We start from the raw sequence: 14,831 nt of genomic DNA, 5'->3' as shown, positions 1-14,831 counted from the left end.
GATTCGGGCTAACCGGCTCACTCGTTCGGCTTGGGGGTCGGCTTCGACCACGGCCACTTCAGCTCGCGGGGTTCCCGTCCCTCGGGAACGAACTCGTAGACCCAGCCGCGCTGGATCCCGAGCCGCTTGGTGTGCCCGGCCGGTTCGCGCCGGTACGCGTAGACGGTGGGCGGCCCGCCGTCGGCGTCCGGTACGGGCACTTCGTACCACTTCGGGGGATGTCCGGTCGGTCCGACGAGGACGGGCAGGACCTGGCCGTCCAGCGGTCCGCCGCGAAAGGGTGTGTTCTCGCTTCTCACGCCCCCAGTCTCATACGAGGTGTGCCGCCTCGCTCACCACGGGGATCACTCGTCGTGCAAGGGTGCCGACCGGCCCCTCCGCGGTCTCCTGCGCGAGGAGCCTCTTGACCACCGAGGCGGTCTCCTCGTCGGTCGCGGCCGTGGCCGCGAGCAGGGCGATGAGATGGTCGACGAGCCAGTCCCGCAGCTCGGCGGCGGGTGGTTGCTTGTCCTCGTCGAGCCAGATCAGCGAAGCCGCCTCCACCGCCGCGATCCAGGTGCGGACCATCATCCGCAGGCGCGGGCCGGGTTCGTCCGTCCCCAGGTGGACCAGGATCTGCTCGGCGGCGGCCCGTCGCACCTCGTCGACGATGGCGGTGGTCCGGGAGGTCTCGGCGACGCTCCCGCCCTGGAGGAGGGCGCTGAAGCCGGCGTCGTGCTGGTCGACGAAGGCCAGGTACCGGTCGAGGACGCGGGCGAGGCGCTCGGTCGGCGGGCCGACGGGCGGCTCGGCGAAGCACCGCTCCAGCGCGTCGGCGGAGGAGCGCAGCGCCGCCTCGTACAGCTGCTGCTTCCCGCCGGGGAAGTACCGGTAGACGAGCGGCCGCGAGACGCCGGCCGCCTCGGCGACATCGTCGAGGGAGACCTCGTCCGGGGCCCGGTGGGCGAAGAGCGTCAGCGCGGCGGCGAGCAACTGCACCCGCCGCTCCTCGACACTGAGCCGGCGGTACGCGGGCGAGGCGGCACTGGTCATGCCTCGCAGGGTAACTCCGCGAGGCCCGGCACAGTCGAGAACCCCGCAGGTGAAAGCCCCCCGCGACAACAGCCCACGGGCCGGACGCCCACGGGCCGGGCGCGCCCGGTCGAGACCCCCGGGGCCCTCACGCCAGGAGGCCCGAGGACTTCCAGAGGCGGCGGCCCGCGCCCCGTAGGACGCCGATGTCGTCGAGGAAGTCGGTCAGGCGCTTCGCGCCCGACTGCATGACCTCGCGGCGGTGGCCGCTCGCGCGGACCTGGGCGACGGCCTGGCGGCGGTCCAGGCCCACGTTCTCGTACACCTTCGGGTTGACGAAGCAGGTGGAGAAGACGCGCGCGGCCTCGCCGCAGCTGAGGCGGGTGAACTCCTGCTCCCAGCGCGGCGCGGTCACCATCTGGCGTCGCAGCTCCTCGCGGGCGTACCGCACGTGCCGGGCCTCCTCCACGACGTGGATGCGGGTCACCCCGCGCACCAGCGTCTGGACGCGCTCGTCCGGGAACGTCAGGCGCTGCATCCAGTCGAGGATCTCCTCCCCCAGGAGGGTCGCCGCGAAGGAGCCGGGGGTCGTGGAGACCGTCTTCAGGACGCGCGCCAGGTTGTGGTAGACCCGCGGCACGGGATAGGCGGGCGCGCCGCCCTTCTGGATCATCCGGGCGAACATCATCGAGTGCCGGCATTCGTCGGCGATCTCGGTGAGCGCGTACCGCACATGGTTGCTGGTCAGGGACTTGTCGTAGATGTGCCGGACGAGCAGCTGCATCAGGATGATCTCGAACCAGATGCCCAGCGACGCGAGCGACGCCGCCTCGTGCCGGGCGAGGTCCATCCGCTGCTCCTCGGACATCTTCCGCCACAGCGGGGTGTCGTAGAGGGACACCAGCTCCGGCGGCCAGAACCACTTGCCGTCCTCGACCGGGGCCTCCCAGTCGAGTTCGCTCTCGGGGTCGAAGGAGTGCTTGAGGGAGGACTCGAGCAGCCGCGCGGCGACCTGTTCCCGGTCGCGGAGCGGGCCCAGGGCGTCCCGGAGGAGGGTGAAGTCGTGCTCGGTCCCAGTGGTCATGACGGAGAGACACCTCGCTGTGCACGCAGTCGGGTTACCGGAGGACACTCCTTATGAGACTGCGCGTCAGTAAGCTCGTCAATCCCTTGCGCACTACTTGTTGACCCTCTGTCTACCAACGTGTGAGCCTGCCGGAAGGAGCACGTTCGGCGAGCGAAGGAGTCGTCAGTGTCGACGCACGACCTTTACGTGAAGGCCCCGGAACAACCCTCCTGGAACGTCCCCGCGTCCGGACAGGCCCGCTTCAGCTGGGAATACGACGACGGACGCGAACGTCTCCTCGCCCTCTACCAGAAGGGCAAGGACAAGCAGTGGGACGGCGCCACCCGTATCGACTGGGAGCTGGAGGTCGACCCGTACGACCCGCTCGGCACCCCGGACGACGTCCTGACGCTGTACGGCAGCCGTCACTGGGCGAAGATGACGGAGCGGGACAAGGCCGAGCTGCGCCGGCACTACGCCGCCTGGCAGTTCAGCCAGTTCCTCCACGGCGAGCAGGGCGCGATGGTCTGCGCCGCCCGGATCGTGGAGTCCGTCCCGGACCTGGACGCCAAGTTCTACTCCGCGACGCAGACGATGGACGAGGCGCGGCACGCGGAGATCTACGGCCGCTTCCTGCACGAGAAGATCGGCATGCTCTACCCGATCAACGACAACCTTCAGGGCCTCCTCGGCGACACGCTCAGGGACGCGCGCTGGGACATGCCGTACCTCGGCATGCAGGTGCTGATCGAGGGCCTGGCGCTGGCCGCCTTCGGGATGATCCGCGACACGACGGACAAGCCGCTGCCGAAGCAGATCCTGGCGTACGTGATGCAGGACGAGGCCCGGCACGTGGCCTTCGGACGGATGGCCCTGCGCGACTACTACCGGCAGCTGACGGACGCGGAACTGCGCGAACGCGAGGAGTTCGTCATCGAGGGCTGCTACCTGATGCGGGACCGGCTGCGCGGCGTCGAGGTCCTGGAGAACTTCGGCATCCCCAGGAAGGAGGCCGAGGAGCTCAGTGAGCAGAGCGAGTTCCTGCACCTCTTCCGCAAGCTGCTGTTCAGCCGGATCGTCCCGTGCGTGAAGGACATCGGCCTGTGGGGCGAGCGCCTGCAGAAGGCGTATCTGGACATGGGCGTCTTCGACCTGGGCGACTCGAACCTCGACCTGCTGATGACCCAGGACGAGGAGATCGCGGAGGCGCTGGACCGGGAGCGCTTCGCGACGGAGGAGCGGGAGCGGGTGGCGGAGGTGGAGCAGGCGATCGCCCAGGGCGCGGCGCAGGGGTAGCCGCGTGCGGTCCGGGGTCGCGTGCGGTCCGAGGCCGGAGGCTGCCCGGGACCCGGGTCGGGGGCCTTCGCACGTGTGACGTAGCGTGCCCGGCATGACCATGCCGCCTCCTCCGCACCATCCTCCGCCGCACGCTTACGGGCCGCCGCCCGCGCAGGGCTTCCCCCAGCAGTACCCGGCGCCCGGGGCCTGGGGGCAGCCGCCCATGGGGCCGCCGCCGAAGAAGAAGCTGTCGGCCGGGGCGATCGTCGCCATCGTCCTCGGGTCCGTGGTCCTGGTCGGTGGTCTGGGGTACGCGGCCACGCTCGGGATCTCCGGTGCCGGCGGCTCCTTCCCGGAGGCGACGCACCGGCTCGAGGTGCCCAAGACGCTGCTCGCCGGCGAGTACACGCTGGTCGCCGACCTCTCCGAGACCCAGGGCAAGGAGATCGAGGACACTCCCGACCTCACCGTGAAGGACGCCGAGGCGGCGGTCGGGCAGTACAGCGGCAAGGACGACTCCGCCCTCGTCGTCTCCGGCATGCACGGACGCATCCAGAACCCGACCCAGACCCGCCGGTCCATCCTCAAGGGCGCCGCCACGGAGAAGGGCTCCACGCTCGTCGTGTCGCCCAAGAGCTTCACCCCCGCCGGGTACGGAGTGACCGTCAGCTGTCAGGTCACCACGTCGAAGGACGCCCTCGGGACGACGACCCTTCCGATGTGCGCCTGGGGCGACGACAACACCGCCGCCGCCGTGGCCCTCGTCACCCCCGAGTCGGCCACCGCCGACCCGAAGGACATCGACCTGGCCGAGCTCGCCGAGACCACGGCCAAGATCCGCGCGGAGATCCGCAAGCCGATCAACTGACCGGCCCCCGCCGCGCCGCCGACTCCGCCCGCAGCGCCTCCTCCATCACCGCCCGGGCGATCGGCGCCGCGCTGCCGCCTCCACTGATGTCCGTACGGCTGGCCTCCGCGTCCTCGATGACGACCGCCACCGCCACCGCCGGCTGGGCCGCGTCCGCCGCCTGGGCCCAGGCGATGAACCAGGCGTACGGGGTCCCGGTGTTGCCGAGGCCGTGCTGGGCCGTGCCCGTCTTGCCGCCGACGCGCGCCCCCGGGATGGCCGCGTTCGTACCCGTGCCCTCCTCGACCGCCTTGACCATCAGCCGCTGGAGCTGGGTCGCGGTCGAGGGGCGCATCGCCTGGCGGTAGCTGCGCCGGCCGGTGGTGTCCACCGTCGTGCCGCCCGAGGTCGTCGTCCGCTCGACCAGATACGGGTGGGCGATCTCCCCGTTGTTGGCGACGGCCGCCGCCACCATCGCCATCTGCAGCGGCGTCGCCGTCGTGTTGAACTGGCCGATCGACGACAGCGCCAGCTGGTCGGTGCTCATGTCCGTGTCGAAGTTCGACCGGGCGACCCACGAGGGCATCGCGAGGCGGGGGTCGTCGAAGCCGAACCTCTTCGCCGCGTCCACCATCCCCGCCAGGCCCACCTCCACCCCGAGCCCGGCCAACACGGTGTTGCACGACCACTGGATCGCGTACGCCAGCGAGGCGTTCCCGCACCCCTTCGCCGTGTTCGGGAGCACCTGCCGGGTCCCCGGCAGCACGAACGGGTCCGGGGTGTCCGTCGGGGCGTCGACGTCCGTGACCACGCCCGCGTCCAGCGCCGCCGCCGCTGTCACGATCTTGAAGGTGGAGCCAGGAGGATAGGTCTGCCGGATCGCCCGGTTCAGCATCGGCTGGTTCGGCGAGGAGTTCAGCCGCGCCCACGCCCGCTCCACCTCCGGACCGGTGCCGGACAGCGCCCCCGGGTCGTACGAGGGGGAGGAGACCAGGGCCAGGATCCGCCCGCTCGACGGCTCGATCGCCGCGACCGCCCCGCGCTTCCCGCCCAGACCCCGGTACGCCGCCTCCTGCATCGAGGCCCGGACCGTCGTCACCACGTCCCCGCCCGGTTGCCGCCCCCGGCCGATGTCGTTCCAGAACGGCAGCGGCGCCAGCATCGGCTCCGTGCCGGCGAGGACCTCGTCCTCCGCGCGCTCGACGAACGCGGTGCCGTACGTCTGGGAGGCGTAACCGGTCACCGGCGCGTACAACGGGCCCTGCCGGTACGTCCGTTCGTAGCGCAGCTGCTGGCCGCTGTCCCGCGAGCCGGTCACCGGCCGCCCGTCGACGACGATCTCGCCGCGCGGCTGCCCCCAACGGGCGATCGCCGGGCGGCGGTTGGCCGGGTTCTCGTCCAGCTCGTCCGCCTCCAGGACCATCACCCGCCCGGCGTTCACCAGGAGCGCCACCAGGAGGACGAGACAGAGCCCGGCCGCGCGCCGGATGTACGGGATCACCGGGCGCCCTCCGTGATCGGGGCGATGACCTCGGTGTCGACGAGGTCCGGGCGGGGGGCGCGGGCCGAGTCGCTCACCCGGATCAGCAGCGCCACCATGATCCAGTTGGTGACGACGGAGGAACCGCCCTGCGCCAGGAAGGGCATCGCCATGCCGGTCAGCGGGATCAGTCCCATCACGCCGCCGGCGATCACGAAGACCTGGAGCGCAAGGATGGAGGCGAGGCCGATCGCGAGGAGCCGCCCGAAGGGGTCGCGCAGGGCGAGACCGGCCTGGTAGCCGCGTGCGACGAGCAGCGCGTACAGCAGGAACAGCGCGGTCAGGCCGACGAGACCGAGCTCTTCGCCCGCCGTCGCGAGGATGAAGTCGGACTTGGCGGCGAAGCCGATCAGGATGGAGTGTCCGAGCCCGAGCCCGGTGCCGAGCACCCCGCCCGTGGCGAAGGAGAAGAGCGACTGGGCGAGCTGGCCCGGCCCGTCGCCCGCCTCGATGGAGCGATAGGGGTTCAGCCAGTCCTCGACCCGGCCGTGCACATGCGGTTCGAGGGAGCCGACCGCGAAGGCCCCGACGGCCGCGAGGAGCAGCCCGACCGCGATCCAGCCGGTCCGGCCCGTCGCCACGTACAGCATGATCACGAAGAGTCCGAAGAAGAGCAGCGAGGTGCCGAGATCCCGCTCCAGGATCAGGACGCCCACGCTCAGCACCCAGATCGCGACGATCGGCCCGAGCACCCGGCCGGTGGGGAGCTGCAGCTTCCCCATCCTGCGGCCGGCGTACGCGAGGGCGTTGCGGTTGGCCGCGAGGTACGCCGCGAAGAACACGGCCAGCAGGATCTTGGCGAACTCGCCCGGCTGGAACGACAGTCCGCCGATCCGGATCCAGATCTTGGCCCCGTTCACGGCCGGGAAGAAGATCGGCACGAGCATCAGGGCGAGCGCGGTGGCCACCGACAGGTACGCGTACCGCTGCAGCACCCGGTGGTCGCGCAGCAGCACGACGACGGCGATGAAGAGCGCCACCCCGAGCGTCGACCAGACCAGCTGAGGGAAGGCGGCCTGGTCATGGGGCGTCTCCAGGTCGAGCCGGTAGATCAGCACCAGGCCGAGGCCGTTGAGGAGCACGGCGATGGGCAGCAGCAGCGGGTCGGCGTAGGGCGCGCGGAAGCGGACGGCGAGATGGGCGAGCAGCGCGAGCGCGCCGAGCCCGGCGCCGTAGCGGGCGGCGTCCGGCGGCACGGCGCCGCTCCTGGCCAGGCCGACGTCGGCGTACCCGAGGACGGAGATGAGGACGGCGCAGACGAGGAGGGAGAGTTCCACGCCGCGGCGCTTCGGGGCGCCTGGCCCGGGCGGGGGAGCGTCCGCCGTCGTTGCGGTCATGGTGCGCAACGTAGCAAGCGATAAGCGTTATATCCCTTATGTGTGACGGTGTGCCGTCAGGGCCGCGGCTCTGTCTCCGCCTCGTCGAACGCCACGTACTCCGGCAGGGTCAGCCGCGCCAGCGCCCCGCCCCCGTCGTCCGGCGCGTGGGCGAAGACCAGTTCCGCGCCGATCACTTCGGCCTGGCCGGCCGCGATCGTGAGCCCGAGCCCGTGGCCCTTGCCCCCGTTCTCCGTACGGAACCGCTGCGGGCCGGACGCCAGGAGGTACTCCGGATATCCCGGGCCGTGGTCCCGCACGGTGACGACGGGGCCCTCGACGGTCAGGACGACAGGCGGGGCGCCGTGCCGGTGCGCGTTGGCGACGAGGTTGCCGAGCACCCGCTCCAGACGCCGCTTGTCCGTCTCCACCGTGGCGTCCCGGACGATCCGCACCTCCGTCCGCGTCCCCGACGCCCGCACCACCCGCTGTGCGAGCGGGCCGAGATCGTGCACGGCCAGGTCCACCGTCTCGTTGCGGGCGTCGAGCCGCGAGATCTCCAGCAGGTCCTCGGTCAGCGCCCGCATCGCCTTCACCCGGTCCCGTACGAGCTCCGAGGGGCGGCCCTCCGGCAGCAGTTCGGCGGCGGCCGACAGGCCGGTGAGCGGGGTGCGCAGCTCGTGCGCGACATCGGCGGTGAAGCGCTGCTCGACCTGCAGCTTGCGCTGAAGCGTGGAGGCCATGGTGTCGAGCGCCCCGGAGACCGTGGCCACCTCGTCCTGGGGGCGCGACGGGTCCTTCGTCCGGGGATCGTCCACGCGTGCGTCGAGGTCGCCCGCGCTGATCCGGCGGGCCACCTGGGCGGTCAGATGCAGCCGCCGGGTGACGCGGGTGACGGCGAACGAGCCCACGAGCAGGGTCGCCCCGATCGCCAGGACCGAGGAACCGAGGATCGAGCGGTCGAGCCCGTCGATGGTCTCCGCGCTCGTCGCGTAGTCCACCTGTACGGCGAGGGCGCGGCCGTCCGCCGGGCCGGCCGCCCACATCGTCGGGCGGCCCTCGTGGTTCTCGACCACCGTGCCGCGCTCGCCCCGTAGCGCGAGCGCGCGCAGCGACTCCGGCAGGCCCTCCGGGTCGATGCCGGAGAACCGGGGGAGCGGGTCGCCCGCCTCATAGGCGCGGGTGGCGTCGGTGAGCCGGGTCAGCGCCCTCTCGCGGGAGTCGGTCACGGTCTGCCCGGCCACGGAGACATGCACGAGCACGCCCAGCAGCGCCGCGAGCGCGCAGCACATGACCGTGATGAAGACCGCGGACTTCCAGGTGAGGGTCGCGGTCCAGGAGGGCGGTCGCAGCCTCGCGCGCCGCGTCACCGGGGTTCTCCGGTGGCGGTGGGGACGGGGGAGGCGGTACGGGAGGGGGCGGGGGAGGCGGTACGGGAGGGGGCAAGGGAGCCCGGTGGCTCGGGCTCCACGAACCGGGGCTCGGGAGCCCGGGAAGGGGGCGGGCCCGGCGGCGTGACGCGGACGATCTCGTCCCGGGTCGGCAGCATCGCGCCCTGCCGCTCGTCCCAGGACCAGGCGGTGCGGTACTCGTACCCCGGGATGCCCGCGGAGGCGGCCCGCACGATCACGTCCCGGCCGGCCAGTTCCACGCTGATCACCTGGTCGATCGTGGACATGACCCGGGTCAGAACACCCTTCTCGGCGAGATAGACCCGCACAGCGACCTGCTGGTCGGGCATCCGGATGCCCGCGATCAGCTCGTCGCGGCCGTCGCCGGTCAGGTCGCGGTGGTACGGCCGCAGCACCGGGCACGTCGTGGGCTCGGTGGAGCACCGGCCGATCAGCCGGGCCGTCTCCTCGTACATGCCGTCCGCGCCGGAGTACGTGTCCGGGTGCGCGTTCACCTCCGCCCGCACCACGGCCACGGCGTCGAGGCGCCGCACGTCGTCGTCCGGGACCGCGATGCCGGGAACCCGCTGGGTGTCCGTCTCCCCGTAGTCGAACGGCGGCTCGGTCGCGGGCGGCAGACCGGGCCAGAGGCGGACGGGGCCGACGGCGGTGGGCGTGGGGCCCGCGCTCTCCAGTCCGCCCTCGCCGCCGCAGCCGGAGAGCACGAGGGGCGCCGCCGCGGCCAGGGCCACGGCGGCGACGAGCGTCCGGCCGCGCGGTCTCACGCTGCTCCTCGGGGGCATACGGGTCGGTCTTCCCTCTCGACCTTATTCTTAGGGAAGTCCTTTTTGCCCACCTGCCGGATCGCGCGACGAAGCGTCAGAGCTCCATGCGGTCGAGCGCGGCGCGGCAGAAGGTGAGCAGCTTCTCGTCCTCATGGACGTCATGGCTGCTGTAGCCGCTCTCGCGCACGTTGTGACGGCGGCTCCGGGCCAGTTCCGCCCGAATCGGACCCTCCGCCGCCGCGGCCGCCGGGCCCATCTCCGCCAGGCACTCGGCGATGTCCACGCGCGTGTGCCGGTTCTCCTCCCAGACCGTCAGGAGCACGGGGAGCGCCGTCACCGCGTCCCCGGACACCCGCCACAGGGCCGTCGCGCTCCGCACCCGTACCCACAGGTCGCGCGCGGTGAGGCCCGGAAGCAGGGCCGGTGCGCAACCGGCCGCGGCTGGGCCGATCAGGCCCAGGGCGCGGGCGGCCGCGCACCGGTCGGCGTCCGGTGTACCGGTCCGCAGCCGGGCCTCCAGAGCCGGCAGCACGGCCCCGCGGTCACCCTCCACCGACCAGAGCGCGAGCGCCGCCTGCGCCGAGACCCCGGCCGCGTCGCTGTCGAGCAGGGCCCGTACGTCCGGCAGCGCCTCCCGGGCGGCGGGCCCGAAGGCCGCGAGGGCCCGCAGCGCCGCCTCCTGCACCCAGTCCCTGCGGTTCGACGGCGCCCCGCGCAGCACCCGCAGGACCTCCGGCAGGGCCTGGACGCCCCGGACCGAGGCCAGCGCGAAGAGCAGCGGCGCCGCGTGGTCGTACAGCCGGTCGTCCAGCTCCACCCGGGCCAGGCGGCGGCGCAGCGAGGGGGCGAGCGGCACGGCCGCGGGCCCCAGCGTGGGCACCGCGTACAACAGGTCGCGCCGTACCTCCGGCTCCCCCAGGGCCCGGGCGAGCAGCGGCACCGCACGAGGGTCACCGGACCGGGCGAGGGCAAGGAGCGCCCTGCCGCGCCCGTCGGGTGCGCCGTGATCGTGGACGGCGAGCCGCTCCGCGAGGGCGTCGGTCGCCGGACCGGTCAGTTCGAACAGCCCCTCCAGGAAGGAGGCGGCGGCCTCGCGCAGCCGCGGATCGGGGTCGGCGAGCTGCGCCCCGATCAGCCGCACCACCTCCTCGTACCGCCCGCGCCACACCCGTATCAGCCCACCGCACAGCCAGATCGCGTCCGCCCGCTGCGACCGGTCGGGGCTGCGCAGCTGGGCGAGGACCAGCGAGATCCGGTCCTCCACGCGGTCGTCGAGCGCGGTGTGCAGCGTGCGCATCAGCTCGTCGGTCCACGGGGTCGGGCGACCGGCGGAGTGTTCCTCGAACAGCTCGCGGACCTGCCCGATGAGGGTGGGCGTGGACGGCCGGGCGCTCTCCGGGGCGGCCGGCTCGACGGGCGCGGCACGCACCTCGTCGAGCAGCTCGGTCACGCGCTCCACGACGTCGTCCGGAACCTCGCCGGGCGCGCACCGGGCCAGCTGGGCGAGGGCCGCGAGCCGCAGCCCGGGTGCCTGGGCCGCGCGGGTGAGCCAGCCGAGCCACTCGACCGTCTCGGCCCGCAGCGACTCGTGCCGCCGCGCGATCCGTCCGACGGCCTCCACCAGGGCGAGCCGCACCTCCGTGTCGCACTCGACCGTCAGCCGCTCCCGCAGCAGGGTGAGGACCCGTGCCGGGTCGGGATGCAGCGAGGCGAGCGCGCACGGGGCGGCGAGCCGCACCTCGGGGTCCGGGTCGCCGACGAGGCCGAGGAAGACGTCGGCGCCTGCGGCGACGGCGGCCGCGGCCATCGCGTAGTTGGCGGCGGGGATGAACTCCTCGTCGTCCGGGTCCAGTTGGTCCAGCTCGTCGTCGCCGCTCAGATCGATCCCGCCGATGCTGGTCAGCAACTCGACGATGCCGCCGCGGTCCTGGACCCCGGGGTCGGCGACCAGTTCGAGCAGGAAGGGGATGCAGGCGAGCGTGGAGTCGTACACATCGCCCTGGTGGTGCACCGCGCCGTACATCCCGTCGAGGGCGATCTCGCGCTCCGCCGGATCGGACGACGCGAGCCCGCGCAGCAGCCCCGGCACATCGTCCGCGGGGCCGTAGGCATGGCCCAGCGAGGCCCAGTCGACCTCCTCGATCCCCGTCAGCATGCCGGCCGCCGCCTTCCCCGTGAGCGCTGTACCAGGCAGCAAGTGTGCACCACGGCCCCGGCCGGCAGGACCCGCTGACGGCAGGCGCCGCGCGAACGGTGTCGAGGGCGCACGCTTTGCGCCACACCCTTCCCGCGCACGGGAGTTGCCGCGCGAGGTGCTCCGGGCCGCCGTCGGCGCTCCTCGGCCGACCAGCGCCGCCGGGCGGCCCCGGCCGCGTCCGGACACATCCCGGGGTTCCGTACGCCGGTACGAGCCGCCGAACCGCCGGTTCCGTGTGTCTCATGGCTGAATCGGCTCGGATCGGGGCGTAGCGGTACGCGTCCCGGGCGACACCTGATCCGTGGACCTTCCTCGTATCGCGCCGATGCTCGCCACACCCGGCGTCCTGCCGCCGTCCGCACGGCACGCCGAGTGGGCCTTCGAGACGAAACAAGATGGCCAAAGAGCGATGCTCTATCTCGCGGGGGACGGCACGCTGGTGGTGCGCTCGCGGTCCGGCGAGGACGTCTCCGCCGCCTATCCGGAACTCCGGCCGCTCGCCCGGGCGCTGCCCGCGGGCCGCTCGGCGGTGCTGGACGCGGAGATCGTGATGCTCGACGAGCAGGGGCGCAGCGACTTCGCCCGGCTGCAGCCGCGCATGGGCCTGGCGGGTTCACCCGCACGGGCGAGGGCGCTGGCCGCGCGCGATCCGGTGCACGCCGTCCTGTTCGACGTGGTGTTCCTGGACGGGCGGCTGCTCACCGGCCGGCCGTGGACGGAGCGGCGCCAGGAGCTCGAACGGCTGTCGCTGGCCGGTCCGGCGTGGTCGACCCCCGCGGCGCTGGTGGGCCATGGCGAGACCGCGCTCCGAGTGACCCGCGAGCACGGCATGGAGGGTCTCGTCTGCAAGCGGATCAGCTCCCGTTACGAGCCCGGGGTGCGCTCACGCCACTGGATCAAGATCCGTCACATGCTGACCGCGGACGTCGTCATCGGCGGCTGGCTGCCCGGGGCCGGGCGGCTCACCGGACTGCCCGGCTCGGTCCTGGTGGGCCAGCGCCACGCCGGCGGGCTGCGCTACGTCGGCAGCGTGGGCACGGGCTGGAGCGAGTCCGAGCGGACCGCCCTGGCCCGGCTGCTGCACGCCGCCGAGATCCCGGAGTGCCCCTTTTCCGAGGTGCCGCCGGTGGCCGGGGCGCACTGGGTCGTGCCGCGCCTGGTGGGCGAGGTGCGTTACGCCGTCCGCACCACGGCCGGACTGCTGCGCCAGCCGTCGTGGCTGCGCCTTCGACCGGACCTCACGCCGGAGGAGTCGGCCGCCGATTTCGAATGACGCGGGGCGGGGGCGGGGCCTGACGGGCGGCCGGGGCGGGACGGGACAGGGCCGGCGGGCACGACGGGCGGGGTGCCGGTGTCAGGGAAGGTCGCCCGCCCGGGCGGGGTCGAAGAGCGGCGCGAGCAGGTCCCCGTACCGGTCCAGACGGGGCGCGATGTCGTCCATCCGCAGGACGAGCTGTTCGGGGTCCTCGCACGCCTCGACCTCCTCCCAGGTCACCGGCGCGGAGACGGTCGGCCGCGGCCGGGCCCGCAGTGTGTAGGGCGTGGCGGTGGTCTTGGCGGCGGCGTTCTGGCTGAAGTCGACGAAGACCTTCCCCGGCCGCAGAGCCCGCGTCATCCGGTGCACGACCAGGGCGGGGTGGTCCGCCTCGGCCTGGACGGCGAGCCTCTTCGCGTACGCCGACACCTCCTCGGACGGCGTCGGCCGTACGGGTACGAGCAGATGCAGGCCCTTGGCGCCGGAGGTCTTCGCGAACGCCTCCAGGCCGTCCTCCGCGAGCCGCTCGCGCAGCCACAGCGCCACCCGGCAGCACTCCACGACGGTCGCGGGAGGCCCGGGGTCGAGGTCGAGGACGATCCGGTCGGCGACGGCGGGGGAGTCGGCCCGCCACTGCGGGGTGTGGAACTCCACCACGAGGTTGGCCGCCCACATCAGCGAGGGCAGGTCCTGGACCATCACCTGACGGGCGCGCGGGTCGTCGGAGCGCGGCACCGGGGTGGTCTTCACCCAGCCGGGTGTGCCGGGCGGCGGATTCTTGGTGAAGAAGAGCTGTCCGTCAGGGCCGTCCGGATAGCGCAGGAAGGACACCGGCCGGTCGCGCAGATGGGGGAGGAACGCGGCTCCGACGGTGGCGTAGTAGTGCAGCAGCTCGCCCTTGGTGGTTCCGGTGGCCGGGTGGAGGACCTTGTCCAGGTTGCTGAGCGCCAGGCGCCGCCCCTCCACCTCTGTGATCGGCGTCATACGATGAGAATCGCATGATTCCGGAAATCTCGGGCGAAAGGGATGAAACGTGCGATCCATTTGGAACGGCGCCATTTCCTTCGGGCTGGTCAGCATCCCGATCAAGCTGGTGAACGCCACCGAGAGCCGGTCCGTGTCCTTCCGCCAGATCCACGCCGAGGACGGCGGCCGCATCCGCTACCGCAAGGTGTGCGAGCTGGACGGCGAGGAGGTCTCCCAGGCGGAGATCGGCAAGGCGTACGAGGACGCCGACGGGACCATGATCCCCATCACCGACGAGGACCTGGCGTCCCTGCCGCTGCCGACGGCGAAGACGATCGAGATCGTGGCCTTCGTGCCGGCCGCGGAGATCGACCCGCTCCAGATGGACGCCGCCTACTACCTCTCCGCGAGCGGCGTGCCGGCCGCGAAGCCGTACACCCTGCTGCGGGAGGCGCTCAAGCGCAGCGACAAGGTCGCTGTCGCGAAGTACGCGCTGCGCGGGCGGGAGCGGCTCGGGATGCTTCGGGTCGTGGACGATGTGATCGCCATGCACGGGCTCCTCTGGCCGGACGAGATCCGCGCCCCCGAGGGGGTGGCTCCGGAGACGCCCGTCGCGATCCGGGAGGCCGAACTGGACCTGGCGGACGCCCTGATGGCCACGCTCGGCGAGGTGGACATCAACACGCTGCACGACGACTACCGGGAGGCGGTCGAGGAGATGATCGCCGCGAAGGCGGAGGGCGGCGCGGGCGTGGCGCCCCCGGAGCCCAAGGGGGAGGGCGGCGGCAAGGTCATCGACCTGATGGCGGCGCTGGAGAGCAGTGTCCGCGCGGCGAAGGAGGCGCGCGGGGAGGGCGGGGAGAGCGGGGAGGGCGGGGTGGCCGGGGTGACCGAGCTCGCGCAGCGCACGCCGGCCGCGCGGGCGACGCCCAAGGAGACCGGCGCGCGGAAGTCGACGGCGAAGTCGGCGGCGAAGAAGACGGCCGCACCCGCACGGAAGTCGACGGCGAAGTCGGCGGCGAAGAAGACGGCGGCGAAGAAGTCCACGACCACCAAGAGCACGTCGACGGCGAAGTCCACCGCGAAGAAGACGGCCGGCGACAAGAAGCAGACGGCGAAGAAGGCGACGCCCCGCAAGCGCTCGGCATGAGCGGGGCGCCGGCCCTGCGGCCATCCGGC

The 14,831-nt window shown here is 72.8% G+C and carries 13 protein-coding genes; 4 read left to right on the top strand and 9 right to left on the bottom strand.

Annotated elements, in window-relative coordinates:
- Positions 1 to 17: 17 nt before the first annotated feature.
- The 3 genes from ACFYV5_RS08755 to ACFYV5_RS08745 all read right to left on the bottom strand — a co-directional run bounded on the left by ACFYV5_RS08755 (position 18) and on the right by ACFYV5_RS08745 (position 2,095).
- Entirely contained in the window at positions 18 to 299 is a 282-nt protein-coding gene (locus ACFYV5_RS08755; protein WP_355108076.1) for a hypothetical protein, read from the bottom strand.
- 10 nt (positions 300 to 309) lie between these two features.
- Positions 310 to 1,032, bottom strand: a complete 723-nt coding sequence (locus ACFYV5_RS08750) for a TetR/AcrR family transcriptional regulator (RefSeq protein ID WP_355108074.1) — start codon at positions 1,030 to 1,032, stop codon at positions 310 to 312.
- Positions 1,033 to 1,159: 127 nt separating this feature from the next.
- Positions 1,160 to 2,095 carry a diiron oxygenase gene (locus ACFYV5_RS08745; RefSeq protein WP_355108072.1) on the bottom strand — a complete coding sequence of 312 codons (936 nt, stop codon included), beginning with the start codon at positions 2,093 to 2,095 and terminating at the stop codon, positions 1,160 to 1,162.
- 168 nt (positions 2,096 to 2,263) lie between these two features.
- Between ACFYV5_RS08745 and ACFYV5_RS08740 the strand changes: the two genes are divergently transcribed.
- Together ACFYV5_RS08740 and ACFYV5_RS08735 are read left to right on the top strand one after the other, a co-directional pair.
- On the top strand, positions 2,264 to 3,373 hold the full coding sequence (locus ACFYV5_RS08740; protein ID WP_389165992.1) for a ferritin-like domain-containing protein: 1,110 nt from the start codon (positions 2,264 to 2,266) through the stop codon (positions 3,371 to 3,373).
- Between the two features lie 94 nt (positions 3,374 to 3,467).
- A complete protein-coding gene (locus ACFYV5_RS08735; RefSeq protein ID WP_355108068.1) occupies positions 3,468 to 4,223 on the top strand; it encodes a hypothetical protein in 756 nt (251 codons plus the stop codon).
- Here the strand turns inward: ACFYV5_RS08735 and ACFYV5_RS08730 are convergent.
- From ACFYV5_RS08730 to ACFYV5_RS08710, 5 genes are all read right to left on the bottom strand, one after another.
- Positions 4,216 to 5,703, bottom strand: a complete 1,488-nt coding sequence (locus ACFYV5_RS08730) for a penicillin-binding transpeptidase domain-containing protein (RefSeq protein WP_389165989.1) — start codon at positions 5,701 to 5,703, stop codon at positions 4,216 to 4,218. The two genes, ACFYV5_RS08735 and ACFYV5_RS08730, sit on opposite strands and share 8 nt — an antisense overlap.
- Entirely contained in the window at positions 5,700 to 7,079 is a 1,380-nt protein-coding gene (locus tag ACFYV5_RS08725) for an FtsW/RodA/SpoVE family cell cycle protein (RefSeq protein ID WP_389165987.1), read from the bottom strand. Before ACFYV5_RS08725 ends, ACFYV5_RS08730 begins: the two co-directional genes overlap by 4 nt.
- 56 nt (positions 7,080 to 7,135) lie before the next feature.
- The gene (locus tag ACFYV5_RS08720; RefSeq protein WP_389165984.1) at positions 7,136 to 8,428 is read right to left on the bottom strand and encodes an ATP-binding protein; all 1,293 of its coding nucleotides are present in this window, start codon (positions 8,426 to 8,428) and stop codon (positions 7,136 to 7,138) included.
- Positions 8,425 to 9,252, bottom strand: a complete 828-nt coding sequence (locus ACFYV5_RS08715; RefSeq protein ID WP_389165982.1) for a hypothetical protein — start codon at positions 9,250 to 9,252, stop codon at positions 8,425 to 8,427. The genes ACFYV5_RS08720 and ACFYV5_RS08715 overlap by 4 nt, the downstream gene beginning before the upstream one ends.
- Before the next feature lie 76 nt (positions 9,253 to 9,328).
- A complete protein-coding gene (locus ACFYV5_RS08710; protein WP_389166377.1) occupies positions 9,329 to 11,389 on the bottom strand; it encodes a HEAT repeat domain-containing protein in 2,061 nt (686 codons plus the stop codon).
- A 343-nt stretch (positions 11,390 to 11,732) separates the two neighbouring features.
- Between ACFYV5_RS08710 and ACFYV5_RS08705 the strand changes: the two genes are divergently transcribed.
- Positions 11,733 to 12,704 carry an ATP-dependent DNA ligase gene (locus ACFYV5_RS08705; protein WP_389165979.1) on the top strand — a complete coding sequence of 324 codons (972 nt, stop codon included), beginning with the start codon at positions 11,733 to 11,735 and terminating at the stop codon, positions 12,702 to 12,704.
- 81 nt (positions 12,705 to 12,785) lie between these two features.
- Here the strand turns inward: ACFYV5_RS08705 and ligD are convergent, their stop codons facing one another.
- The gene (gene ligD, locus ACFYV5_RS08700) at positions 12,786 to 13,670 is read right to left on the bottom strand and encodes a non-homologous end-joining DNA ligase (protein WP_355108056.1); all 885 of its coding nucleotides are present in this window, start codon (positions 13,668 to 13,670) and stop codon (positions 12,786 to 12,788) included.
- A gap of 49 nt (positions 13,671 to 13,719) precedes the next feature.
- Here ligD and ACFYV5_RS08695 point away from each other — a divergent pair, with 49 nt between their 5' ends.
- The gene (locus tag ACFYV5_RS08695; RefSeq protein WP_389165976.1) at positions 13,720 to 14,802 is read left to right on the top strand and encodes a Ku protein; all 1,083 of its coding nucleotides are present in this window, start codon (positions 13,720 to 13,722) and stop codon (positions 14,800 to 14,802) included.
- Positions 14,803 to 14,831: the final 29 nt, after the last annotated feature.

This window comes from Streptomyces sp. NPDC003035 (genome assembly GCF_042888285.1).
Lineage (GTDB): Bacteria > Actinomycetota > Actinomycetes > Streptomycetales > Streptomycetaceae > Streptomyces.
This window is presented reverse-complemented; position numbering and strand designations above follow the sequence as displayed.

Excerpts from the sequence above, each read along its gene's own strand:
- ACFYV5_RS08725 (WP_389165987.1), bottom strand. The coding sequence starts at position 7,079 with ATGACCGCAACGACGGCGGACGCTCCCCCGCCCGGGCCAGGCGCCCCG.
- ligD (WP_355108056.1), bottom strand. The coding sequence starts at position 13,670 with ATGACGCCGATCACAGAGGTGGAGGGGCGGCGCCTGGCGCTCAGCAAC.
- ACFYV5_RS08710 (WP_389166377.1), bottom strand. The coding sequence starts at position 11,389 with ATGCTGACGGGGATCGAGGAGGTCGACTGGGCCTCGCTGGGCCATGCC.
- ACFYV5_RS08735 (WP_355108068.1), top strand. The coding sequence starts at position 3,468 with ATGACCATGCCGCCTCCTCCGCACCATCCTCCGCCGCACGCTTACGGG.
- ACFYV5_RS08750 (WP_355108074.1), bottom strand. The coding sequence starts at position 1,032 with ATGACCAGTGCCGCCTCGCCCGCGTACCGCCGGCTCAGTGTCGAGGAG.
- ACFYV5_RS08745 (WP_355108072.1), bottom strand. The coding sequence starts at position 2,095 with ATGACCACTGGGACCGAGCACGACTTCACCCTCCTCCGGGACGCCCTG.
- ACFYV5_RS08715 (WP_389165982.1), bottom strand. The coding sequence starts at position 9,252 with ATGCCCCCGAGGAGCAGCGTGAGACCGCGCGGCCGGACGCTCGTCGCC.